The organism is Arthrobacter sp. NicSoilB8 (assembly GCF_019977355.1).
Classification (GTDB): domain Bacteria; phylum Actinomycetota; class Actinomycetes; order Actinomycetales; family Micrococcaceae; genus Arthrobacter.
The window spans coordinates 2,868,907-2,891,860 of the sequence record NZ_AP024655.1; the positions used below are offsets into that span (position 1 = coordinate 2,868,907).

A 22,954-nucleotide genomic window follows, 5' to 3' on the forward strand; every position below is an offset into this window, starting at 1 on the left:
TCTTTTCGGGGAGATGACCAATACGGGCCCTGGAGGGAAAAGGATGGGCTGGCGACGGTGGATGCGGGCTCGCTCCGGGCCCCGCGCCGTAACTTGTGCATCACCTTGGCAAAAACTTCGCCTCCGTTGGGTTTGGGCGCCGGGCGCCGTTATATGGTGTGCACGGTGGTCCGCCTTCAGATCCGGGGTCCATACCCGGGATGGGGGGAAGGCGGAAAACCGGTTCCGGGCTCAGCCGGAACGATGATCAAAGGAATAGCCCATGTCGGTGGAGCCGTCGTCCACTCCCGGACGCCCGCAGGAACAGGAACCCGTTGATTTGGCATCCGGCGCGGAGCATGCCGCCGATGCCGCAGGAATCCGACATCAGGCCGCCAGAATCATCGAGGCGGTCCTCGCCGACACCGCGCCGGAACATGACAAAGCGCGTGAGCTGCTTCGCCGGCAAATTGCTGCGCATCCCGGGCACCCGGAACGGGCCCTGGCGGAGCACCTCGCCGCGTTGAAAGCTGTGGCGGGGCCCTTTGAGGGAACGTCCGGCGCTGCACTCCAGATCTGGCCGGACGTAGCCTCCGGAGAGTGATCGAGGGTTCAGGCGCTCAATCCCTCGCGCTCGGTTCCACGGCGCTCACTTGTAGACGCGGATCCAGTCGACCTGCATTTGACTGGGTTTGGTGGGGTTCCCGTTGGGGAACCAGTCCAGTTGCACCGATTGGTGCATCCCCACTGTGGGCTGATGTGCGGGGTTCGTGTCGCTGAACCATACTGACCCATCGAGGTATCCGGTGATCCCCGCGGGAGTCCATTCCACGGCGTAGTTGTGCCATTGAGTCGTATCGATCGACCGTTCGGCCCGGGTTTGGAAGTTCGGGCCGCGGCAGGCGTGGTGCAGGTTGAACTTGATCTTGGTGGTGTCAGCGGTGCCTTCCGCATAGTCGATTTCGGCGCAAGTGGGAGATTTGTTGTTGTTCGGCCACAGCATTACGACGGGATGATATTGCGTATCCCGCGCATTGGTCCGCATCCTGGCTTCCCAGCGGCCGAACCGCTGCTGGGCAAACTTGGCGGACATGCCGCCTGTAGTGCCCGCCGCGTCGCCGCTGACCGTCGCTACACCGCCTCCCACGGCCCAGGCCTTCGGGCTGCGGATCCCCTTGCCCCCATGCCCCGGACCGTCGTACACCTTCCATTTTGTGGGGTCAGGCCGCCCTGAGTAGTTGAACTCATCCCCCGCCACCACCGGCCCCCAGCCGCGGACGACGGCGGCCTGGGTCCCGTCGGATATGCCCGTCAGGGCCGCCTGCCGGTCCAGGGCAGCCGGGGAGCCGCACCCGGCCAGAGCCAATGCGCCTGCCGCCGTCAGGGCCGCAGCCGCCCGCTTTGCGAACATCACTCCTCCTGGTGCCTGTGATGCCTGGAAGGCGGAACTGCCGCGGCAGGCTCAATTCCGCTCGGAAGAACAGTCCGGATGCGGCACCACGCCCTCAGACGTACTTGCCAAACCAAGCCAGGGTGTCGTTCCATGCGGCGGTGGCCTGTTCCTGGTTATACCGCTCCCCGGTGTCATTGTGGAACGCATGGTCGACCCCGGGATAGACCTTGAGCTCGTGCCGGACGTTGGTTTTAGCCAGGGCATCCCGCAGCGCCGGCATGGCCCCGGTGATCCGCTGGTCGAGTTCGGCGTAGACGCCAAGAACGGCCGCCTTGATGGCCGCAACCTTGTCCAGATCGGGTGCGGGGCCATAAAACGCCGACGTGGCCTTCAGCCCGGGGAGCGCCGTCGCCGCCTGCCAGGTGATGCCGCCGCCAAAGCAGAACCCGTTCATGGCGATCCGCCCGTGGTCAACGAAGTCCTGGGCGTTCAGGTAGTCGAATCCTGCGGCGAAGTCGGAGACGTGGCGCTGGGATCCGGCCTTCGTCAGCGCCCCCGGCACTGCGTCCGGGTCCATGCCCGCTGTTCCGCCTTCCCGGCTCAGCAGGTCCAGGGCCAGTGCCGCGTACCCGGCTTTTGCGTAGCGGCGCGCCACGTCCTGGATATGCGGCGTCAGTCCGCGGTTCTCGTGGCAGATCAGCACGGCGGGACCGGCCGAACCCTGCTCCGGCCGGGCGAGGTAACCGCTGATTTCGGTGCCGCCCGCAGGGAACCGCACCGTCGACGTCGTGATTCCGGACGCGCCCTCGGGGACGGACAGCGGGCTCTTGGCCCCGGGCACCGCGCCCCCGGAGGAGGCATTTGGGCCCGGCCCCGTGCCTGGCGAGGATGACGATGGCGTCGGCATGGGTTCGGTGCTGCGGGGAAGTTCATCGGGCGTGCAGCCCACCAGGAGCATCGCCGCCGACGCCGCCGCCATGCTGCCCGTAATGAAGGCCACCCGACGCGTGAACGTGCGCTGGCTCATGGCACCGGAGCGGTAATCGTCGAAGAATTCCTCAATCAGATACTTCTCATACTTGCCAAGCTGGATCATGTCGGGCCTCCTGGGTGCCGATCATCCTCCTCCGAAGGACGCCTCGCGGCAAGGGATGCGGCTCATCGGGGCTGCGCTGTATTGGCCCTGCGCTGGCCCTGTGTTGGATCGCAAGAATCCCCGGAGTTGCCGGGGAAGTGCGCTCGGTGGGTGCTCGGTGGGTGCTCGGTGGGTGTGCTGTGCGCATGACCCCGGAAGGGTCATGCGCACAGCGAGAGCCGGAGGCCGGCTCTGTTGCGTCAGTCGCGGTTGTCAGTCGCGGCGGTCGCGGCGGTCTTCCCGGCGGTCGCCGCGGTCATCCCGGCGGTCCTCCCGCCGGTCACCGCGACGGTTAATCCCGTGGGCGACCACAACGGCCCCGCCTACGGCGGCGGCGGTCCTGCGCCTGCGTCGTGCTGCCAGTGGCATGTCAGGCTCCTTCCTTCATTCCTTCGGGCGACTGGGCCTCGGCGTCGGCGTCGGCCTGGAACGCGGCGATGACGGCCTGGGTCGGGATCCGGCCGCTGGCCACGAGCTGGCCGCCGGCCTTGCGGACGGCCGCGCCGAACGGGGCAGCCCACTGGTTCTCCCAGACGAGCACCGCGGCGGAGTGGCCGGGCTGGATCGTCTCCGCCAGGTCCATGACGTCCTGCTCAGAGAGCACCATGGCCAGGTCGGCCTCGGCCGTGCGCACCTCGCCGAGCTCGCTCGGGTCGAGGTCGGAGATCTCTGCCGTCTCGAGCGTGCCGTCCTCGGTCTTCCTCAGGAACACCATGTCGAGCACCCTGACAAGCTCACGGTTGACCAGGTCCTCCAGGTACGGGGCGATCTGGCCTTTGCCAAAGTCGGGGCCGGGGAACTCCACGACGAGCCAGTCCACCGGCCCTAGTTCATCCAGTGACTCAGCCATGCTGATGACCTCCGTTTCTCATTGGGTTCAAGGCGATCCGACGGATTGCCGCAGTTCCATCGTGTGCCCCCGGTGTGGTGCGCCGCCTCACCCGCACCGGGTGACCTCTCGCACCCGCCACTCGAGTGCCGGCAGCTGTAGAAATCACTTCTGGCGTGAAGTACCCGGTAGCTCGTCCACATGACGTCTTAGCGCCGTAAGGTCTCCTTTGCCGGCGGGAGCGGTGCTGCCGCCGGTGCGACGGCCGCTCACCTGACCCGCAACGACGCCGGCGACGTCGAAGTGCCGGAGAGTTCAGTCAACGGTCGGTCGGCTGACCCGGGAGGCGGCCCGACAGCCCCTGGACTGCCTCGGCGATGCCCACGTTTTCCTGCTCGACCTCTTCCATGAACAGCCGACCCGCCGTTATGAGGCCGTCCTCGATCTCGAAGATCGTGACGCCGCGCATGTCGAACGGCTGCCCGTCGGTGCGAGTGCCGGTCCAGGACCATTCGCTCCACGTGGTGTTGCCGTCATCCACCGATCGGACCACTTCTACGCGAAGGTCGGGAATGCCGGCGAACATTGCTGCCCAGTTCGCGTGCATCTGTGACCGGCCGACAAATGCCCTGGCCGGATGAGCCGGCTGCGCGCTCCTGTACGTTTCATCGAACAACGCGGCTGCTGACTCGAGGTCGTGGGCATTGATGGCAGCCAGCAGGCGTTGGATGGCTTCACTCATCTGGTCACTCCTGTGTGCGGTGGGGGTCTCGCGCACCATTTCATGCAAAATCTCATGCACGATCACATGCACAGCCTCGTTGCCGGAGCTCCGCAAGGGCCGGCTGTCGGCATGCCCCATCGTCAATGTACGCCGCCACACGCACCCGGTTCCAGACCCTCCCGGTCCGGCCGGGCAAGGAACTGGCGCGAGGCGCCTGGCGCGCGAGCGGGACGACTGAGGGCGGCTACGGCTTGAGCACGATCCGGATCGGGTTGCCGTCCTTCTCGCTAAGCATCCGTGCGGCTTCGGCCGCCTCGGCGAGCGGCATCACGCGGCTGACAGAACGAGAGAACTCGATCCGGCCCAGGTCGAACAGGGCGACGAGATCGGTCACATCCGTGGGTGCCGAGCCGTAGTGGCCAAGGATCTGCTGCCGCAGGTAGCTGAACAGCGTCCCGTTGCTCACATGCAGCGGCTGATCCGCCAGACCCACGAGCACCAGCTTGCCACCGGCGCCCAGGGACCGCGCCGCCTGTTCCCGGACCGCCGGCACCCCCGCGAAGTCGAACGCTGTGGCAAGCCCGCGGCCGCGCGTCGCATTCTTCATGGCCGCGGCGAATCCGGCGTCGTTGGGGTCAAGGGCGGCGTCGGCACCAAACTCGAGCGCGCGGATGCGTGCCGCCTCAAGCGGGTCGACGGCGATGATCGGGGCGGCGCCCACGAGGCGGAGCAACTGCACCGCGTGTGCCCCGAGTCCTCCCACGCCCCAGATTCCGGCAGGCTTTCCAGGCTGGGTCCGGGCCGTCGAGGTGATGGCCGCCCACGGCGTCGAGACGGCGTCGGGGATGAAGCAGGCCTGTTCAAAGGGGAGATCGTCCGGCAGCAGAACAACCGTGCCGGCGGACGCTACCGCGTACTGGGCCCAGCCGCCGTCGTAGTCCACGCCGCGGGTCAGGACCGTGCCGCCGCGCTCTTCGCCGGCCTGGAGGAGGACCCGCTGGCCGAGCCGCAATCCCTGGACGCCGTCGCCAAGCTGGTCGATCACTCCGGCGACTTCGTGCCCGAGCGTCACGGTATCGCCCCGAAGGTACTGCGGCTTCAGCATCCCCTCGATGAGGTGGACATCAGAGAGGCAGACGCCGGCCGCGGCGACGGCGATCCGGACCTGACCCTGCCCGGCCTCCGGGTCCGGCACTTCCTGCACGGCGAATGTGGCGGTCGCGACGTTCAGTCGGCCTGCGAGCATGATTTCTCCTTCGACATCGGCTGCGCACGAGCTCCGGGTGTGCAAAATCCCGGTAGCCATCCCGGGGCACTCCCCGGGGAGGCGTCCGCGGGGCTGAAAGGTCAGGGCCCGGCCGGCACCGCTCCATAGATGCTGGTGAGCCAAATGTGCAGCAGGGTCTCGACGGTCTCCCCGACGGTTTCCCCGCCGCCGCCCGGGAGTGCTGCTGCCGGACCTGCCTGTCCCATCTGATCCTGTCCCATCTGATCCCGTCCCATCTGATCAGGTCTGGCCGGATCCAGTCCTGTGAGGGCCGCCGTAATGACGCGCTCATTGAGCAGATTGAGCGCACTGGCCAGAAGCCGCGGCTCCGGGCCGGCCGGCGAGGCGCCGCGGTCACGTTCATCTTGGATGGCAGCCGCCGTGGCGTCGATCCAGCGGTTCGTCAGGGTGGCCCACTCTGCGGCGAGTTCCGGCTCCGAGGAGCGCGCACCCGCGGCGGCTACCGAGACCCCCCGATGCTCCGCGAACGTCCCGACGAAGGCCTCGATTGCTTTGCGCCATGCGGCCGACGGCGCCGTGGAGAGGTCGGCGAAGACCTCGGCCGTCCGTTTTTCGGCCTCGTGCGCCACCTGGTCGAGGAGTGCCAGCAGGACAGCCTGCTTCGAGGCGAAGTAGAAATAAAACGTCGGCCGCGAGATGCCGGCGCCGCGCGCGAGGTCGTCGATCGTGACGTCCGCGAAGTCCTTTTCACCGAGCAGCCGCTCTGCCGCCATGAGGATGGCCCGCTGGCGTTCATCGCCGGACAGCCGGGCGGCCCGGCGGCCCCGGTTAGGGGCAGCGTGTAGGGCAGCAGCGGGCGCACCCTGCGCAGCCGGCGTGGAGGCAGCCGAAGCGGTTTCTGTCGGGGCCGGTAGGTTCATGGGGTCAGCGTAGCACCCTCTCGACAGGGTGTTGACTGAATCGACGCCCTGTTCATAAACTGCGGGGACTAGGGCAGTCACCCACCGGCCCGCACCTATCAGGGAGCACCGTCATCGCCGAACATCTCGACGTCCTCATTGTGGGAGCCGGCCTCTCCGGCATCGGTGCGGCGTGCCGCCTGACAACCGCCTTCCCCTCAAAGACGATTGCACTACTAGAGGCCCGTGAATCCAGCGGCGGCACCTGGGATCTCTTCCGCTACCCGGGGGTTCGGTCTGATAGCGACATGTTCACTCTCGGCTATTCCTTCCGGCCGTGGGAGACGTCGACGTCGATCGCCCCGGGGCGGTCCATCCTGCAGTATGTGCGCGAGACCGCTTCCGCCTACGGCGTTGACCGTTTGATCCGCTACGGTCACCGCGTGGCGGGTGCCGACTGGTCCTCGGAAACCTCGCTCTGGACGGTCGAGGTCATCCGGGACGCCGGGCCTTCCGTGACCATCACGTGCTCGTTCCTCTTCGTCTGCTCCGGCTACTACCGCTACGACGAGGGCTACAGTCCCGAGTTCCCCGGCCAGGAAAGCTTCGCCGGCCCGATCATCCACCCGCAGCACTGGCCGGCGGACTTCGATGCGAGCGGTAAGCGGATCGTCGTGATCGGCAGCGGCGCCACCGCCGTCACATTAGTGCCCGCACTGGCCTGCACCGCGGAACACGTCACCATGCTGCAGCGCTCCCCCGGCTACATGGCCGTCCTCCCGGACACCGACGCCGGCTTCGACACCCTCGTTTCGCGGCACGTCCCCCGGCGCCTGGCCGGCGTCGTCTCGCGCTGGAAGGGCATCGCGCGGGCACTGCTGAGCTACCAGATCAGCCGGCGGAGTCCGGAGAAGATGAAGAGCATCCTCCGGCATCAGGTGATGAAGCGCCTGCCGGCGGGGTACGACGTCGAGAAGCACTTCCAGCCGAAGTACAACCCCTGGGACGAGCGGCTGTGCATTGTGCCCAACGGCGACCTCTTCAAGGCGATCCGGTCCGGCGGCGCCGACGTCGTCACAGACACGATCGATACCCTGACGCCGGCGGGGATCCGTCTTGCGTCGGGCGCCGAACTGGCCGCCGACGTCGTGGTGACTGCCACCGGCCTGAATCTGTTGCTCTTCGGCGGCATGGACCTGAGGGTCGACGGCGTCCCGGTCGACCCGTCGCAGAAGGTCACCTATCAGGGCATGATGCTGGCAGATGTCCCGAACCTGGCCTTCGCGATCGGCTACACGAACGCGTCCTGGACTCTGAAGATCGATCTCGTGGTGCACTACGTTGCGCGGATCCTGCGCCACCTTGACCGGAGCCGCCACACGACGGTGACGCCGGTGGCTCCTGCCGACGTCGGTGACCTCAGGCCGCTGATCGATCTCACCTCCGGTTACATCCGCCGCGGCATCGACCAGATGCCCAAGCAGGGCGGGCACGCGCCGTGGCGGCTGCACCAGAACTACCCGCGCGATGTCAGGATGTTCCGGCTCAGCAGGCTTCACGGCAAGGGCCTTCGGTTTAGCGGACGCTCCGCCACGCCGCGATCGGGCACCCCCGAACGGGCCGCAGCCTCATGAGCGCGCACCCCGCGCTGGCCGCACCCCGGACGATCGCCGTGGACGGCCGCCCGGCCCGCTACCGCGACACGGGAACCGGGCCCCCGGTCCTCTTACTGCACGGCATCGGCCGGAGCCTGGCCGACTGGGACGACCAGCACCGGCTGCTGGAGGCCGGCCGTCGGGTAATCAGCGTGGATCTCGCCGGGTTCGGCGGCTCGACCCCACTGCCCGGACGGCACACACTCGAGACGCTGGCCGCGTGGGTCTCCCGGTTCCTGGATGCCTTGGATACCGACGGCGAACTGGGCGCCGTCGACGTCGTCGGGAACTCCCTTGGCGGCGCCGTCGCGATGCGCCTGTCCGTGGTGCGGCCGGACAAGGTGCGCCGCCTGGTGCTGATCAACAGCGCCGGCTTCGGCGCCACCGTGACACCGGCGCTGCGGCTGATCGCACTGCCTGTGGTCGGCAGGGTCCTGCTCAGGCCGACCCGGAAGACCGCCTGTCAGACAGAGCGTGCACTCTTCGTGGACCGCGCCTTCGTCTCCCGGGACCGTATCGCTGCGAGTCTGGCCCGCGGGACCCAGCGGGGCGCCATGCGGGCCTTCCGCGAAGTCGTCCGCGACCTCGGAACGTTCCGGGGGATCCGTCGGACGTGGCGGGCCCGCCTGCTCGCCGAGGTGGCCGCCGCAGAAAAACCCGTGCTGATCCTGTGGGGCGACTCGGACCTCATCCTGCCGGTCGGGCACCTGGCCGAGGCGCGCAGGCTGCTGCCCGGCGCCACGACGCATCTCTTCGAGAAGACCGGGCATATGCCGCACCTGGAACGGGCCCGGGAGACGGCCGAACTGATCCGGAAGTTCCTGACCTGACGCGCGCTGCCGCTATCCGATAACTCTCTTGGTCGTTGCGTTCCACGTCAGCCGCCCGTTCTGGAAATCCGTTGCCCGGCCCACGGAAACCGTGTATGAGTCGCTGGTAGGATAGCCCAGCCGGCTCGTCTCCCAGCCCAGTGACGCCCACTTGGACCGGATCGCGCCGGTCACCGGATGCGCCCGGGTAGTCGGGGTCCAGTAGATCGATGCCCCGCCGCCACCGGAGAAGTGGTTGTACCGCCCCACCTTATCCGGGGCGCCCTTCTCGTCCGTAGTGGGGTAGCGCAGCGGGCCGGTCTCCCAGCCCTGCGCCGCCCACTTGGACCGGATAGCGCCCATCACAAAGTGCGCCCCGGTCGTTGGTGACCAGAAGATCGAGTTTCCGCCCGCACGGGAGAAGTGGTTGTAGAGGCCCACCGTGTCCGCGGACTTCGTAGTATCGGAGGTCGGATAGCCAAGGCCGGTCTCCCAGCCCAGTGACGCCCACTTGGCCCGGACCTCACCCGTCACGGAGTGCGCCCCCGTAGCCTTCGACCAGTAGATCGATGCCCCGCCTGCTCCGGAGAAGTGGTTGTACCGTCCCAGCCTGTCCGGAGTGCCCTTCTCATCGTTGATCGGATAGCCCAGCGGTCCTGTTTCCGCGCCCAGTGCCATCCATTTCGATCGGATCGCCCCCAGGACAAAATGCGCTCCCGTCGTCGGCGAGAAGTAGATCGAGGCCCCGCCCGATCCGGCGAAGTGGCTGTAAAGCCCCACCCCGTCCGGCGATACATTTTGCTCGGACGTCGGGAAGCCCAGGATCCCGGCGGGACCGCCGGCGGCCTTGTAGCGTTTGTTGATCTCACCGATGACCCCATGCGCCCCGGTCTTGGCTGACCAGCAGATCATCCCTCTGACATAGTCCTGGCACTTTCCTCCCGCCACGGCGTACTCCAAGGTCAGCGAACGGCCGAGCGCCGAACTAGGGCGGCCGGCGTTGGTCTGCCAGGCGTAGGCCGCGATCGGGTCGTCGGTGCCTTTCCCGGTCAGCATCACCTTCAGCGCACCCTGGCCGTCATCGGTAGTGATCAGGTAGTAGGTTTCCGTTGTCCCGGCCTGCCCGAAGGCCGTGGGCGTGAAGGTCACGGACTGGTACGCGGATTCACCCGCGGGAATCTTCAGCCCCTCGGCAATGGGTGTGGTGGTTGAAAAGACCCCCTGTGGCGCTTTCGCCTTGGTGATGATCATCGGGATGTTGCCGGTGTTCTGTATCTCGAACGCCCTGGTAACGGAGGTCCCGACCGGGACGTCACCAAAGTCCAGCGTGCGCGGCATCTGCAGGTGCGCCGCTCCTGAGACGGCGGTCGCGCTCACCTTGACGGTCACGCCTCCCCGGTCGCTGGTGACGACGAGTGAGTCGGTCACCGGATCCGCCGACGTTGGGCTGAACGTCATGGACACCGCAACCGAGGAGAGAGGCTGGATCGTCTGCCCAATGGCCGGCACCGTGGCGGGGTCGACGCGGAGCTGCGTGTTCGTCGGCAGCCTGACGCCGGTGATCTTGGCGACGGTCGTGCCCGTATTGACGATGTTGACCGTCTGCCGGCTGACTGTCTTGGTCGGGACGTCGGTGAACTGGACCAAGGCCGGAGTCGCGCCCAGGCCCTCCTTCGTGCCAACGCCGTGGACGCCGAGGAGGTCGGTCTCGCCGTCGGCCGTCTTGACCGTCAGTGTGCCGTCCGCCTGGCCCGGAACCGTCGGGGAGAAGGTCACGGGCACCGTCATGCTTCCGCCTTTCGCCAATTTCCGGGGCAGCGTGAGCGTGGTTCCGATCGAGAACGGAGCGCGCGTGGTGATGGAGCTGACCGTTACCGCCCGCGACGCGGTGATCGTCACGCTGCCGGTCACGGAGGAACCCACCTTGACGTTGCCGAGGTCGGTGTCCTTTGCCCCCACCGCTGACGTTGTCGGGGCGCCGAAGCCCAGGACGTGCCCGTCCCTGGTGCCCACATACACGCGGCCCTTGTCAGTAGCCACCGAGGAGAACTTGGCCCCTATGCCCAGTGGGGCGCTGAAGACTTCCTTGAGGTTGCCCGTGCTGTCAGGCATGGCCCGGTAGGCACGCAGTTCGGCATCTGCCCCGGTCCCCGCGCTGACATAGACCACCCAGACCAGGGCGGAGGACCCGTCCTTGCCGGAGGACGTCACCACGGGCGAGCCGGAGCTGAACCCGAACGTGCCGGCGGAGGTCCCGACGGCGGCGAGGCTGATCCCGCCATTGGCGCCAGGCACGAGCTTGAACGCCCGGAGGTACCCGTTGCTCTCGACGACGTAGAGGTATCCACCGTTGGTGGTGCCGAGAAATGCGGGCTTGCCCCACACTCCGCTGTACGGACCGGCCTTGTCCAGGACGGCGTCGGTTCCGCCGGGCCCCTGCGCCATGCCGCCCAGGTTGTCCCGGTCCAAGAGGTACAGCGTGCCGTCTTTGCCGATCTGCGCCATCAGGTGCGGATGGTCCGCGGTGCCGTAGCCGTCCGGGATCCCGATGGGAGCCCCGGACCCAAGGTCGGCGTCGTTTCGGTTCAGTTTCGCGTTGTCGGCCGGGCTGAAGAAATCGGTGGCTTTGAGGTTGCCGTCGCTGCCCACCCGGAGCCGGACCACCGCCTCGGCCAGGGTGGTGGGAGGCTTCGAACCCGGGCCCGGCTTCGGGGAGATGCCGTTCCCTGTGGTGAGCAGGATCTGGCCGGGACCGTCGGACACCAGCCCTCCGCCGGACTGCCAGATTCCGCCCTCCGCGTTGGCGTTGCCTGATTCGGTCGCCCACATCGTCGTCTGACGTCCGGCGGTCGATACACCGACGACATAGCCGACGAAGGGGGTGTAGTCACAGTGGCTGGCAAATCCCGCATAGACCACGCCGTCCAGGAGCAGCAGTCCCGGGCGCTGCATCGCTGTCATCGGGTTGAACGGGCGTGTGGGGTCATTGGTCGGGGCGCCTTCGATTGTGACGGGGAACCCGGGCCTCTCCGCGCCGGTTGCCACATCGAGGGAGTGCATATACCAGTGCGGGAGCAGTTTGCTTGCCCCGTCATTCGTCTTCGCCAGCAGGAAGACGCTTTTCGTCGCCGGGTCGTAGACCGGCGTCGACGTGATTCCGATGTTCGGCGTGAGGTCACCGCAGTGAACGGTCGACGCCGGCCACGCCGGCCCGAGTTTGCGGGTCCATTTTGCCGCACCAGTGGCGCCGTCCAGCCCGTAGACGGCATTGTTCTCCGTAGCGGCAATCACGGTGCCGCCCACGACGAGCGGCTGGGCATAGACTTGCCCGTCGACCGTCGCGGAGAAGAGTTTGCCGAAGTTCGATGACGCGACCGCCGACGGCGAGAGCCCGGGTTCGTCCTTGTCCCAGCTGGTCCGCAGCGAATCGGTGGCGATGGTCCCCACGTCCGCGGCGGCGGTCTCGCCGATGGACAGCCCGGCAAATGCAAGGGATGCCGACAGCAGGGAAGCCCAGGCGCCCCGGGACCACGGGCGGAGCTGGGTCGAGGGTGCGTGGATCGTGACGGTCCGGTGCTTCCGCAGGTGTGGAGACCCGCCCATGCGTCCACCGCGAAGACGGCCCTTGGAATGGCCAGACGACACCCGAAGTTCTGTTTGATCATGCATGGCTGAGACCCGTTTCTGACCACTACATTGACTTTATTAACCCAGTACAAAGGAGCCTAGAATCGGGGCATGATTAGCGCGCGAGTGGGGCCTACTCGTCTTTTCGGGGGCGGCTCTCGCTTTATTTCGGGCGCTACTTGCGGGCTGCGCCGGGGAACCCGAGTGCCTACTTGCTTCCCCGGAGGTGCCCAGGGGGCGCCGCACCATGACGCGGAGACCGGGGACGCGGGGACCGGGCATGGGCCGCAAGTGTCGGCGCGCCGGAATGGTTGTCCGCTGCTGCCTGCGTGTTTGCGCCACTGTGTGGCCACGACCCGTGTCTGGTGGACCCTTGCCACGCCTGGCGGGGCTTCGGATAATTGATGCCGGGGCCGGAACGGAGGGAGCACCGTGGACGAATCAGAAGCTTTTGTGGCCGCAGTCCTACCGCCCCTGACGGCGGCCGAGACCGCACTGCACAACGGCGATGCCAGTCCCCGGCAAAGTTTGTGGTCCACCAAGGACCCGGTGACACTTTTCGGTGCAGTCATGACCAGGGTCGGGCCGGCGGAGGTCTCGGCGTCGTTCGACGAGCTCGCCTCCAGGTTTTCGAACTGCACATCGTTCGAGTACGACGTCACAGCGTCAGGGGCCAGCGGGGACCTCGCGTACATCGTGGGCATCGAGCATACGACCGCATCGATCGGCGGGGCCGAACCCCTGCCTTACTCCCTGAGAGTCACCACCATCTTCCGGCGCGAGAACGGCGAGTGGAAGATCATCCATCGGCACGGCGACGCGCTGCCTGATGACAACGTGGACAAGACCCGGGTGCAGCTCGGCCGATTGAGGGACCCTGACTCCGCTGACTCCGCGGCCGACCATCACTAGCCGCGGTGGCCGCGGCGGGCACGGCCCTGACGGCCGGCAGCCGCATGGCGCGCGCAGCCCGCGCGCCGGTGTCGCATTAGGCTCATCCCATGTCGCCTGATCGCTATCTGGCCGAGCTGGCCGCCTCCCTGGACCGTCTGTGCACGCTCGCCCGCCAGCCGGAGGACATGCTGGCCCGCCCCGTGCCGGCCTGCCACGGCTGGACGCTCGACCAACTGTTCGGGCATCTCGGTTCCATCGAGCGGTGGGCCGCGACGGTGGTTCGCGGGGGCACGTTCGTGGCGGAACCGCCTCCGCCGGCAAAGGGAGCCGCCGGATGGTTTCTCGAGGGCGCGGCACCGTTCCTCGCAACGATGACGGCACTTGATCCCGGGAAACGGTGCTGGAACTTCGGACCGCCGCCGCGCACGGCCGGGTTCTGGCTTCGGCGGCAGGCGCATGAACACGCCATCCACCTCATCGACGCCTGCCAGGCACTTGGCCTGGAGATCCCCGCCCTCGGCGAGGACTTCATGCTCGACGGGGTCGACGAAGTCCTGACCATGTTCACGCCGCGCCAGTTGCGGCTGGACCGGATGCCGCACCCGGACAAGGCTGTGACCTTCCATGTGCCCGGAGCCAGGAACTGGACACTGGGCCCGGGCCCCGCCGTGGCAACGGTTACCGCCCCGTTGCCCGTGATGTACCTCGGCCTCTGGGGCCGATCCGATCTCCAGACCGCCGGGGTAATCGAAGGTGACACCGCCTTCGCCCTCCGCGTGCTGCGGGGACCGCTCACGCCCTAAGGCCCGGCCGCCGGGCTGAGGATACAAACATGTCCGCCGGAGGCTGTGGACGCTCCCAACGTCCCCGACCCTTTCGTGACCACCTGCTGAGCGGAACCCCGCCGCAGGTCAGACAACGCCACACTCAGCACCGCCGATGTCTCCACGCCCGCTGTCCGGTGGGGAATTCTCCGCACAGGGTTCATCGCGGGGCTGCAAACCTCAGACTTGGTCGACGGCGGCTCTTTGGTTAACGCTGTGGGTTCCCGGAAGCTGGCGACGGCGGCGGAGTTCGCGGGCCGGTTTCACATCCCTCGCCCCTGGAAGCTACGAGGATCCTGTGGCTGACCCGGACGTTGACGTTGTGTACATTTCGACGCCGCCTGGCAGGCCCGCGAGATTGTGGAGCCGCTCACCCGTGTCCAATGAGCTCGGCCACGCGATCGAGTTCTTCTTCGAGATTGTAGAAGTGCACCGACAGGCGGACCCTGCCTTCCCGCACCGACGCGACGACGTTGGCCTGGCGGAAGCGCGCCATGACGGCCTCCGGGTCCGTCACCGGCACGGAGACAATGGTGGAGCGGTGCTCCTCGGCGAAGGGTCGGAAGGAGGACCCCTGCGCCGCCAGCGCTTCCGCCAGGCGCCGGGCGAGCAGGGTATTGCGGTCGAGCAGGGCCGTGATCCCGAACCGGCCGAAGATGCCGAGCGCCGCCTGCTCGGCCAGGGCCGGAAACCACGCCAGCGAGGCATCGAGCTTCGACGCGGTAGGCGACAGGTCCATGCGGGGCCCGTAGAAGCTCTCGCTCGGAATTCGGGCGGCCTTCCAGCCGGGCACTATGGGCCGGAGACGGTCCAGCAGCCCGCGACGGACGTAGAGGTAGCCCATGCCCCTCGAGCCGAGCAGGAACTTGTGGCTGGCCGCGGCCAGGAAATCGACGCCGTCGAGCACCACGTCCAGCGGCACAGCGCCGGCCGCCTGGCACGCGTCGACGAAGAACCAGGCGCCGGAGCGGGCAGCCACCCGGCTGAGCGCGGGCAGGTCGGCCCGGTACCCGTTGGCTGAATGCACGGCGCTCACAGCGATGAGCCGGGTGCCGCCGTCGGCCGCGTGGCCGAAGTCCTCGGCCGACACGCCGTCGCCGGCCGGTGCAACGGAGCGGACCTCGTAGCCTCGCTCCCGGAGCAGGAGCCAGGGGAAGTAGTTCGAGGTGAATTCGTTCTCGGCGACCACGATGTTCTCGCCCGGCTTCCCGGGCGGCAGGTTGGCGGCCACGATTCCCGCGGCTGTGCTGACGGCCGGAACGATCGCGATCTCCTCCACCGTGGCACCGATGATCGCCGCGAACATGGCGCGGGCCTCTTCCCCGGCCCGCTCTGCTCCCATCCAGTCGAACCGGCCGACGGACCACTGCTGGACCGCCAGCTCGTAGGCCGCCTTGGCGGGGGCGCAGCCGACGTTCATGGTGGCGGTATTGAGGTAGATCGTGCCTTCGAGTCCGGGGAAGAGGTGCCGGATCTCTGCGGCGTGCACGGCTCCCCTACCCGTTGGCGTGCCCGGGGTTCAAGCCCCTGGCGTACGCCGCCTGGCCCACGTGCTGGAGGCAATCGGCGATAGTGCTGACCAGCCGCACCCCGAGCGTGACGGGCGGGTCCCAGCGGGTATCGACGATGCGGTCGAAGTCGCCGTCGCCGAGGGCCTGAAGGAACTCCACGGTCTGCCGGTGGACGGCGTCGTAGTAATCGAGCAACAGCTCCGGCGGCGCCTGCACTGCGTCGACCTGGCTGCTCGAATGCCCGTAGCCGGTGTCGCGTTGGGGAAGGGGCAGGTGGAACCGGCCGACAAAACCCTGCGAGGTCCAGACCTGTTCCAGGCCTGCCACGGCGGCGAGCTGGGCGTCCTCAACCCGGCTGAGGTGCCAGATCAGCCATGCCATGGAGTTTCCGTTGCCTGAGGGCCGGCGGAGCAGGGTCCGGTCGTCGACGCCGTCAAGGGCGTCGGCCACGGTCTCATGGATCCGGCCGAAGGCGTCCAGCAGCAGTTCGTTGGATTTCATCGAGTCCCCTCACGGTGCATCGTCGCTGAGCCCCCATGCTTGCACGGAGGCCGCACCGGCGGATAGGGCCTGGCGGCTTACGCGGGGGCGCGCAGCTTGTCCGCGGCCTGAACATTCACGGCGCAGATTTCCGGGGCCCGGCTGCCGTCGTCCTCGTAGTGTGTGGCGTTGGCGAGGTCGCGGCCGGCGATGTAGCCGAACGTCAGGGCCGGGCCGAGGTTGATGCCGCCGGCCGGGTAGTGCCCTCCCATGACGGAGGCCTGGTCGTTTCCGGCGACGTAGAGGCCGGCGATGGGCTTGCCGGATTGATCCAGTACCCGCGCCCGTGCGTCGGCGGCGAGCCCGGCGAAGGTGCCGAAGGACCCCGGCACGATTTTGACGGCGTAGAACGGCCCCTTATCCAGCGGGCGCAGCGACGGGTTCGGGGTGTTTTTCGGGTCCCCGCCGTAGCGGTTGAACTCGCTGGCGCCGCGGTCGAAGGCGGGATCCACGCCCTGGCGGGCGTTCTCGTTGAATTCCGCCACGGTGGTGGCGAGGCCTTCCGGGCTGATGCCGCAGGCAACGGCGAGTTCCTCGATCGTGTTGCCCTTCTTCAGGTAGCCCGAGCGCAGGTAGGGGAAAAGCGGCACGGGCAGCGGCTTGGCCATTCCCAGCGGGAACTTGCGGACGAACGCGGCGTCGGCGATCTGCCACGCCTCGACCGGTTCGCCGTCCGGGGTCGCCGTGAGCAGCCCGTCGACGTAGTCGTAGTAACCGTTGGCCTCGTTCACGAACCGCCGACCGTCCGTCCGCACCCCGATGCTGCCCGGTTTCGCCCGGTCCATGATGTGCGGGAACGTCCCGGTGCGTCCGTTGCGGTACGGGACCAGTGACACCGGGCACCAGGCGGCCGGGGATTTCACGTCGGTGTCGAAGCGGGCGCCCACGGCCTGGGCCATGGTGATACCGTCGCCGGTGGTTTCCTTCGGCGCCAGCGTCCAGTGCTCGCGGCCGGTGGGCGTGTGGGGGAACAGCGCGGCGCGCCGGGTGACGTCGTTCGGGAAGCCGCCGGCGGCCAGCACCACTCCGCGGGTGGCGTTGATCGTGTAGCTGCCGGCGGGGGAATCCACGACGGCGCCCGTGACCTGGCCGGTGTGATCGGCAACCAGGCTCCGGGCAGGCGTGGAGACGCGGATGTCCACGTCGAGGTCATCGGCGGATTTCATGAGCCGGCCGGTGAGGGCGGTGCCGTTGACCAGCTGCATGTTTCGCCGGTGCGTGAGGAGATCCAGCAGGTGCAGCCCCACCCGCCAGCCGGCGTGGAACAGCCCCTGCAGATTGCCCTGGGAGGCGGAGAGGAACTTGGTGAGGTCCGGGCCTGCCATGATGCCCATGCCCAGGAACGAGGTCTCGTAGAGCTGGTGGCGCATCTTGGCCCGCAGCCCGGGCCTGATGCGCCGGGCGTTGAACGGCTTCGGGCCCACCGAGCGGTGCCCGGTCCCGGCGCCGGGCGTGCTGCCGTAGATGTCCTTGATCTTGGCGCCCGGAACGAACTGCAGGCTGGTCTTGTCGTGGAAGAAGCCCACCATGTGCGGAACCGCCTCGAGGAAAGCGTCCACCTTGTCCTCGCGGTAGTTCCCGCCCAGTCGGTGGCGGAGGTAGGTGCGGAAGAGCTCGCGGTCCTCGTTGACGCCGTCGGCCTTGGCCAGCGGGTTCCCCGGGGTCCAGGCCCAGCCGCCGGACCAGGAGGTGGCACCGCCGCAGACGTCTGCCTTTTCCACCACAATGACTTTCAGTCCGTGGTAGGCGGCCGTGACCGCGGCGGACAGCCCGCCGGCGCCGGAGCCCACCACCAGGACGTCACAGTCCACGCCGGGACGTTCACGTTCAGTGTCTTGGGATATAGCCATGTCATGTCTCTTTCAGTGGAAGTAAGTGTCGGAATCCAGGCGCGGCGGTGCCCCGGTTTCGAGCGCGTCGATGGCGTCGAGCTGCCCCTGGGTCAGGACGAAGCTGAAGACGTCGAGGTTCTCGCGCTGACGCTGGTGGTTCGCTGACTTGGGGACGGCCACCCGGCCGTGTTGAATGTGCCAGCGCAGGACGATCTGCGCCGGTGTCTTATCCAACTCCCGGGCCGGCCCGGTCACGGCCGGGTGGCTGAGGAAGGCTCCGTTGCGGCCGAGCGGGCTGTAGGCCGCCGTCAATATACCGTGGTCGCGGTGGTAGGCCAGTTGCCCGGGCTGGCCGTGCTCCGGGTCGATCTGCACCTGGTTCAGCGGGACGCGAAGCCCGGCGCCGTGGACGATCCGCAGGTGGGCGGGCATGAAATTGGACACTCCCCAGGCCCGGATGGCCCCGTCGTCGACCAGCCGTTGAAGGCCCTCGCAGGCGTCGACGAACTGCCCCTGGGCCGGGTTGGGCCAGTGCACCAGGAAGAGGTCCAGATAGTCCGTGCGAAGCCGCTTCAGGGCATGACCGAAGGCCTCGAGCACTCCGTCTTTGCTGTGCCATTCGCTGTTGAACTTGGTGGTGAGGAACAGTTGGCTGCGCTCGATGCCGCTGCGCCGGATCCCCTCCCCCACAGCGGCCTCATTGGCGTAGTTCTCGGCCGTGTCGATATGCCGGTATCCGCCTTCGATGGCCTGGGCCACCGCGGCCGAGGCATCCTCGCCCGCCAGGGGCCAGGTTCCCAGCCCGATGAGCGGGATGCGTACCCCGGACGTCAGCTCCGCCGTCGTCATGTCCTTGGATCCGTTCATCGGGGGCCTGCTCCCTGGAGGTGTCCGGCTTCCCGGCGCGTGCCGGCGGCAGCCAGCACTGACTCCACGCCTGATTTGAGCCGGCGCGCCCAGCCGAGTTCGCCGAGTTCCGCCACCCGGCGGTCCGACGGCGTCTCCGCGCTCAGCGGGAGGCCGTCCGGGAGCGCGGCTACTGCGGCGGCGAGGTCGAAGTCGCCCTCGCCGGGCACCTCGCGTTCCGAGCGGGATTCGACGACGAGTTCCTCGCGGCTGGACGGCCGCCGGGACGGTCCGTCGCACAGCTGGAGCAGGGGCACGAGGTCCGCGTTGGCGCGCAGCTGGTCCCATTGGGCCCCGGCTCCCCCGCTTCCCCCGTCTCCCTGGTCGTTGACAAGGTTGAAACCGTTGAAGCGATTGAAGTGCAGGGTGTCCACCACGATCCGGCAGCCGCTCTGCCGGGCGATGTCCGCGGCCTGGGCAATCGAGGCGACGGGCTGGTACGAGATCGCTTCCAGGGTCGGGACGATGCCGAAACCGCGGCCGTCCTCGGCCATCCGGGCCAGCGTGTGGACCAGCCGGGAGCCGTCAGGGTCGGCCGCTGCAACCGTCAAGGAACTGGCTCCCAGTGCCTGCCCGGCTTCCATCATCCGCAGCCAGGCTTCCCGCTGGTCGCTGCCGTCCAGCAGCAGGAATTCGATGTCACGGACGGTCACGCCGGTGTCCCGCATCCGGGCCACGGTCTCCCTCGCCATCGGTGAACCGGGCTGGAGGTCGTAGGGCCGTTCGGTGGCCGTCACGGGACGGACCCGCGCGCCAATGAAGTCAAAACCTGCTTCCGCGGCGATGCCGAGCAGTTCGGGCGGGGCGGTGTCCAGGAGGGACAGTTGGGCGAGGCCCAGTAGCGGGCGGGTGGTGCGGCTCATGATGCTGCTCCGTTCAGGCTCATGGTCTTGCTGTCGGCGCCGGGCGTCAGGAGCGCGGCGATGCGCTGGGCTGCGTCGTAGCCGCTCTTGACGGCGTTGGAGGCGGTGGCCGGCGTCTGGTCCACGACGGTTCCGGCCAGCGTCACCGGTACCCCGGCGGTGCCGCTCAGTTGTGCGTCGCGGAGGTCCGCCGGGACCGAACCGTCGAGCGGGACCACGGACCGCGAAACCAGCAGGGGTCCCGGCGCGGCCAGCCATTCCCCGCCGGGCGGAAGGCCCGGGCCGCTGATCCGGACACGGGCGCCGTCGTACTCCTCGATAGCCGTTCCGAGCCGGACCCGCACCCGGGGGTTGGCCGTCAGCCGGGGCACGGCGAGGATTTTGGCGCGGCGCCCGGATTCGGGGGCAATGACGTCCTGGGGGCCCACCAGAAGCACTGCCGTCCCGCGGTCCGCGAGGGTGTCCGCAACGCTCATGGCGACGGAATCGGCGCCCCAAATGGTCACGGCCTCCGGAACGGCGGCGTTTGCGGGCGTGCTGCCGGCCGCGCCGGCGTCAAGGATTTCCGCGTGGGCGCCGAGCCACTCGCGCACATCCAGGACGTTCGGGGACTCGTCGCCGGGGAACCCGGCGGCGGGCCGGAATCCGCCGATGGCGATCACGACGGCGTCTGCCGCGGTGGCGCGGGCCAAGGCGCCGGTGTCGTTGGTGTCCGCGTGCGTGCCCAGCCGCACGTCGATGCCGAGCCGGGTGTTTTCCTCCGCGGACCACTGCGCGAAGCGGTGGAAATCAGGGGTGGATTTCATGCGTTCGGCCAGCGCGAACTGCCCGCCGGGGCGCGTCCCGGCGTCGAGCACGGTCACCTTCGCACCGGCTTCGGCGAGCTCGCGGGCGGCGGTGAGGCCGGCCGGACCGGCGCCCACCACCAGGACGTGGGAGCCGTCGCGGACGGCCGGGGTGGGGACGGGGACGCGGGAGCGGCCCACGGCCGGGTTGACCGTGCAGGTCACCTGGCCCTGCCCCAGGTTGTCGATGCAGACGTTGCAGGCAATGCACGGGCGGTAGCGGCCGCCGTGCAGGACCCCGCCCACGAAAGCGGGGTCGGCGTGGATGGCACGGGCCAGGCTGACGAAGTCGCATGTCCCCTCGCGGAGGACCTTCTCGATGATCTCCGGGGTATTCAGCCGGCCGGCCATGCCGAGCGGCAGCCCGAACCGGCGGTAGGCCCTGGCGTAGTCGGCCAGGATTCCCGGTTTCCACTCGCCGGACTGCACGATCCACTCGCCGGCCTCGTAACTGCCGGCGGAGATGTCCAGGAAGTCCAAGTGTTCCAGGTGCGCCCTGGCGATGATCTCCACCTGCTGTTCGGCGCTGATTCCCTCCGCGGGGCCTTCCACCACGGAGACGCGCAGGCCCACGATCGTGTCCGGGACCGCTGCCCGCACGGCATCGATGACCAGGTTCATGAAGCGTTCGGGCGCGGCGAACTCGTCCGTACGGTGGTTGGAAATCGGCGACATGAACTGGTGGATCAGGTAGCCGTGCGCGCCGTGGATGTTGATGACGTCGAAGCCGGCCTGCACGGCCCGGCGGGCGGCCTGGGCGTAGGCCTCCACCAGCTCATGGCACTCGGCGGCGGTGAGTTCCCGGGGAACCTCGCCGCCCGCCGTCGCGCACGGCACCGGCGACGGCGCCAGGTTCTTGAACCCGGACACGGCGGCCTGGGCGGTGCGCCCGCCGTGGTTGAGCTCGACGGCGGCGAGCGCGCCTTCGGCGTGCAGGGCGTCGGTCAGCCGGCGCAGCCCGGGAATCATCGCATCCGTGTGCAGCCCCAGCTGGTGCGTGCGGCCCTTGCCGTCGGCGCGGACGAAGGTGGCCTCGGTGGTGACCAGCCCCAGTCCGGCTTTGGCCCGGGTGAGAAGGTAGTCGATGTACTGGTCCGTGATGGCGCCCTCGGTGGTGCCGTAGTTGCGTTCCATGGGGGCGGAGGCGAGCCGGTTGCGGAGCGTCTTCGGGGTGCGGCCATTGCGGCCCAGCGTGAGGGGCTGGGCACTCAGGGGCTGGGCGCTTAGGGGCTGGGCACTGTGGCGTGTGTTCTGTTCCATCACTATTCCCTAGCCCGCCACCGTCGCGAGCGGCTGCACTGCATGTTGCTCTGTCTGTTGCACAGTGCGCTGTTCAGTGCGCTGTTCAGTGAAGCGCACCGGGAGCCCGGAGTGCGACGACTCATAGACGGCCAGCAGGATCCGCAGCGCCCTGGTGGCGTCCTGGCCGGTGATGGCAGGATCCGTGCCGTCCCGGAGGGCCCGAACGAAATCGCGGACTTGGGTGGCGTGGTGCGGGATGAGCTGGCCGTTGATGGCGGCAAGATCCACGTTCGGGCGGGTTCCTTCCGGGTGGGCGGGCTCGGTGCTGATCGTCTCGCCCGCAGCCCACAAATCCATGCGGCCGTCGCTGCCTTCGGGGTACTCGGTCAGGGAGGCGGAGGCGCCCGTCTCCCCCGTGATGCGGAGCTGCACTCCCAGGCTCGGGGACACCGCCGTCGAGGCCTCCAGGGTTGCCATGGCCCCCGAGGTAAAGGTGATGACGGCGGTGGCGGAGTCCTCCACCTCGATGTGCCCGCCGTGCTTGTACGTGCTGATCTTGCCGTAGACCTCCGCCACGTCCCCCATGAACCACTGCAGCAGGTCGATGTAGTGGATGGCCTGGGTCATCAGCACCCCGCCGCCGTCGCTGGCCCAGGTCCCCCGCCAGGCGTCACGGGAGTAGTACTCGGGTTCGCGCTGCAGCATCACCGAGCACTGGCCCAGGATTGGCCGGCCCAGGGTGCCGTCGTCGATCGCGGCACGGATGCGCTGCGCCGCGGGCCAGAACCGGCGCTGGAACAGTACCCCCAGTTTTACGCCCGCGTCGTCGCAGGCTGCCACCATGCGCTCCGCGGACTCCAGTTCGATGGCGATCGGCTTCTCGCAGAGCACGTGGACCCCGGCCGCGGCAGCCTGCAGCACCACGTCCTCATGGGTGGGATGCGGCGTGCAGACCGACACAAGGTCAAGGCCCAGGTCCAGCAGCTCGCCGACGCTGCCGACGGCGGCGGGAACTTCCCACGCAGCAGCGGCGGCACGGGCCCTGTCCGGGTCGATGTCACACACCCCGACGATCTGCACGTCGTCCAGGGCGCGGAATGCCGCCAGGTGGTTACGGGAAATGGCGCCGCATCCCGCGATTCCAACGCGGAGGGTGCGGGGGGCTGTGGGTGCTGGAGTGGTCATCGGAAGGGCCATCTTTCTGATGCGGGGATCGTGG

The 22,954-nt window shown here is 68.3% G+C and carries 20 protein-coding genes; 5 read left to right on the forward strand and 15 right to left on the reverse strand.

What is annotated here, in order from left to right:
- The first annotated feature begins 262 nt into the window (after positions 1-262).
- A complete protein-coding gene (locus tag LDO15_RS12915; protein WP_223979299.1) occupies positions 263-583 on the forward strand; it encodes a hypothetical protein in 321 nt (106 codons plus the stop codon).
- 45 nt (positions 584-628) lie between these two features.
- Here LDO15_RS12915 and LDO15_RS12920 read toward each other — a convergent pair whose 3' ends face one another.
- From LDO15_RS12920 to LDO15_RS12950, 7 genes are all read right to left on the reverse strand, one after another.
- Positions 629-1,390 (reverse strand): glycoside hydrolase family 16 protein, encoded by a 762-nt coding sequence (locus tag LDO15_RS12920; protein WP_223979300.1) that lies wholly within the window; start codon positions 1,388-1,390, stop codon positions 629-631.
- Positions 1,391-1,484: 94 nt separating this feature from the next.
- Positions 1,485-2,468, reverse strand: coding sequence for a dienelactone hydrolase family protein (locus tag LDO15_RS12925; RefSeq protein WP_223979301.1), 984 nt, complete (start codon positions 2,466-2,468; stop codon positions 1,485-1,487).
- 252 nt (positions 2,469-2,720) lie between these two features.
- Positions 2,721-2,876, reverse strand: a complete 156-nt coding sequence (locus tag LDO15_RS12930) for a hypothetical protein (RefSeq protein ID WP_167467810.1) — start codon at positions 2,874-2,876, stop codon at positions 2,721-2,723.
- A gap of 1 nt (position 2,877) precedes the next feature.
- Positions 2,878-3,357 (reverse strand): DUF6325 family protein, encoded by a 480-nt coding sequence (locus tag LDO15_RS12935; RefSeq protein WP_223979303.1) that lies wholly within the window; start codon positions 3,355-3,357, stop codon positions 2,878-2,880.
- A gap of 298 nt (positions 3,358-3,655) precedes the next feature.
- Positions 3,656-4,144: a nuclear transport factor 2 family protein gene (locus LDO15_RS12940; RefSeq protein WP_223979305.1), complete on the reverse strand. Its 489-nt coding sequence runs from the start codon at positions 4,142-4,144 to the stop codon at positions 3,656-3,658.
- Positions 4,145-4,304: 160 nt separating this feature from the next.
- Positions 4,305-5,306, reverse strand: coding sequence for a zinc-binding dehydrogenase (locus tag LDO15_RS12945; protein WP_223979307.1), 1,002 nt, complete (start codon positions 5,304-5,306; stop codon positions 4,305-4,307).
- Between the two features lie 101 nt (positions 5,307-5,407).
- Positions 5,408-6,208 (reverse strand): TetR/AcrR family transcriptional regulator, encoded by an 801-nt coding sequence (locus LDO15_RS12950; protein WP_223979309.1) that lies wholly within the window; start codon positions 6,206-6,208, stop codon positions 5,408-5,410.
- A gap of 287 nt (positions 6,209-6,495) precedes the next feature.
- On the opposite strand from LDO15_RS12950, the gene LDO15_RS12955 reads away from it, so the two are divergent.
- Positions 6,496-7,821, forward strand: coding sequence for an NAD(P)/FAD-dependent oxidoreductase (locus tag LDO15_RS12955; protein ID WP_346655958.1), 1,326 nt, complete (start codon positions 6,496-6,498; stop codon positions 7,819-7,821).
- The gene (locus LDO15_RS12960; protein WP_223979313.1) at positions 7,818-8,672 is read left to right on the forward strand and encodes an alpha/beta fold hydrolase; all 855 of its coding nucleotides are present in this window, start codon (positions 7,818-7,820) and stop codon (positions 8,670-8,672) included. The genes LDO15_RS12955 and LDO15_RS12960 overlap by 4 nt, the downstream gene beginning before the upstream one ends.
- 12 nt (positions 8,673-8,684) lie before the next feature.
- On the opposite strand, the gene LDO15_RS12965 is transcribed toward LDO15_RS12960, so the two are convergent.
- Complete coding sequence (locus LDO15_RS12965; RefSeq protein WP_223979315.1) at positions 8,685-12,254, reverse strand: choice-of-anchor D domain-containing protein; 3,570 nt, start codon at positions 12,252-12,254, stop codon at positions 8,685-8,687.
- A 456-nt stretch (positions 12,255-12,710) separates the two neighbouring features.
- Between LDO15_RS12965 and LDO15_RS12970 the strand changes: the two genes are divergently transcribed.
- The gene (locus tag LDO15_RS12970; RefSeq protein ID WP_223979316.1) at positions 12,711-13,190 is read left to right on the forward strand and encodes a nuclear transport factor 2 family protein; all 480 of its coding nucleotides are present in this window, start codon (positions 12,711-12,713) and stop codon (positions 13,188-13,190) included.
- 89 nt (positions 13,191-13,279) lie between these two features.
- Entirely contained in the window at positions 13,280-13,975 is a 696-nt protein-coding gene (locus LDO15_RS12975) for a maleylpyruvate isomerase family mycothiol-dependent enzyme (protein ID WP_223979317.1), read from the forward strand.
- 391 nt (positions 13,976-14,366) lie between these two features.
- Here the strand turns inward: LDO15_RS12975 and LDO15_RS12985 are convergent, their stop codons facing one another.
- The 7 genes from LDO15_RS12985 to LDO15_RS13015 form a co-directional block, all read right to left on the reverse strand.
- Positions 14,367-15,485, reverse strand: a complete 1,119-nt coding sequence (locus LDO15_RS12985; RefSeq protein ID WP_223979318.1) for an aminotransferase class V-fold PLP-dependent enzyme — start codon at positions 15,483-15,485, stop codon at positions 14,367-14,369.
- A 7-nt stretch (positions 15,486-15,492) separates the two neighbouring features.
- Positions 15,493-16,008: a DUF664 domain-containing protein gene (locus tag LDO15_RS12990; protein WP_223979319.1), complete on the reverse strand. Its 516-nt coding sequence runs from the start codon at positions 16,006-16,008 to the stop codon at positions 15,493-15,495.
- Positions 16,009-16,085: 77 nt separating this feature from the next.
- A complete protein-coding gene (locus tag LDO15_RS12995) occupies positions 16,086-17,897 on the reverse strand; it encodes an FAD-dependent oxidoreductase (RefSeq protein ID WP_223979320.1) in 1,812 nt (603 codons plus the stop codon).
- Positions 17,898-17,909: 12 nt separating this feature from the next.
- Complete coding sequence (locus LDO15_RS13000; RefSeq protein WP_223979321.1) at positions 17,910-18,746, reverse strand: aldo/keto reductase; 837 nt, start codon at positions 18,744-18,746, stop codon at positions 17,910-17,912.
- On the reverse strand, positions 18,743-19,648 hold the full coding sequence (locus tag LDO15_RS13005; RefSeq protein ID WP_223979322.1) for a TIM barrel protein: 906 nt from the start codon (positions 19,646-19,648) through the stop codon (positions 18,743-18,745). The genes LDO15_RS13000 and LDO15_RS13005 overlap by 4 nt, the downstream gene beginning before the upstream one ends.
- On the reverse strand, positions 19,645-21,753 hold the full coding sequence (locus tag LDO15_RS13010; protein WP_223979324.1) for an FAD-dependent oxidoreductase: 2,109 nt from the start codon (positions 21,751-21,753) through the stop codon (positions 19,645-19,647). The genes LDO15_RS13005 and LDO15_RS13010 overlap by 4 nt, the downstream gene beginning before the upstream one ends.
- A gap of 9 nt (positions 21,754-21,762) precedes the next feature.
- A complete protein-coding gene (locus LDO15_RS13015) occupies positions 21,763-22,920 on the reverse strand; it encodes a Gfo/Idh/MocA family oxidoreductase (RefSeq protein ID WP_223979326.1) in 1,158 nt (385 codons plus the stop codon).
- Positions 22,921-22,954: the final 34 nt, after the last annotated feature.

Coding starts and splice junctions, on each gene's coding strand:
- LDO15_RS12975 (WP_223979317.1), top strand. CDS start 13,280: ATGTCGCCTGATCGCTATCTGGCCGAGCTGGCCGCCTCCCTGGACCGT.
- LDO15_RS12920 (WP_223979300.1), bottom strand. CDS start 1,390: ATGTTCGCAAAGCGGGCGGCTGCGGCCCTGACGGCGGCAGGCGCATTG.
- LDO15_RS13010 (WP_223979324.1), bottom strand. CDS start 21,753: ATGGAACAGAACACACGCCACAGTGCCCAGCCCCTAAGCGCCCAGCCC.
- LDO15_RS13015 (WP_223979326.1), bottom strand. CDS start 22,920: ATGACCACTCCAGCACCCACAGCCCCCCGCACCCTCCGCGTTGGAATC.
- LDO15_RS12965 (WP_223979315.1), bottom strand. CDS start 12,254: ATGGGCGGGTCTCCACACCTGCGGAAGCACCGGACCGTCACGATCCAC.
- LDO15_RS12960 (WP_223979313.1), top strand. CDS start 7,818: ATGAGCGCGCACCCCGCGCTGGCCGCACCCCGGACGATCGCCGTGGAC.
- LDO15_RS12990 (WP_223979319.1), bottom strand. CDS start 16,008: ATGAAATCCAACGAACTGCTGCTGGACGCCTTCGGCCGGATCCATGAG.
- LDO15_RS12950 (WP_223979309.1), bottom strand. CDS start 6,208: ATGAACCTACCGGCCCCGACAGAAACCGCTTCGGCTGCCTCCACGCCG.
- LDO15_RS12925 (WP_223979301.1), bottom strand. CDS start 2,468: ATGATCCAGCTTGGCAAGTATGAGAAGTATCTGATTGAGGAATTCTTC.
- LDO15_RS12930 (WP_167467810.1), bottom strand. CDS start 2,876: ATGCCACTGGCAGCACGACGCAGGCGCAGGACCGCCGCCGCCGTAGGC.
- LDO15_RS12955 (WP_346655958.1), top strand. CDS start 6,496: ATGTTCACTCTCGGCTATTCCTTCCGGCCGTGGGAGACGTCGACGTCG.
- LDO15_RS13000 (WP_223979321.1), bottom strand. CDS start 18,746: ATGAACGGATCCAAGGACATGACGACGGCGGAGCTGACGTCCGGGGTA.
- LDO15_RS12935 (WP_223979303.1), bottom strand. CDS start 3,357: ATGGCTGAGTCACTGGATGAACTAGGGCCGGTGGACTGGCTCGTCGTG.
- LDO15_RS13005 (WP_223979322.1), bottom strand. CDS start 19,648: ATGAGCCGCACCACCCGCCCGCTACTGGGCCTCGCCCAACTGTCCCTC.
- LDO15_RS12945 (WP_223979307.1), bottom strand. CDS start 5,306: ATGCTCGCAGGCCGACTGAACGTCGCGACCGCCACATTCGCCGTGCAG.
- LDO15_RS12995 (WP_223979320.1), bottom strand. CDS start 17,897: ATGGCTATATCCCAAGACACTGAACGTGAACGTCCCGGCGTGGACTGT.
- LDO15_RS12915 (WP_223979299.1), top strand. CDS start 263: ATGTCGGTGGAGCCGTCGTCCACTCCCGGACGCCCGCAGGAACAGGAA.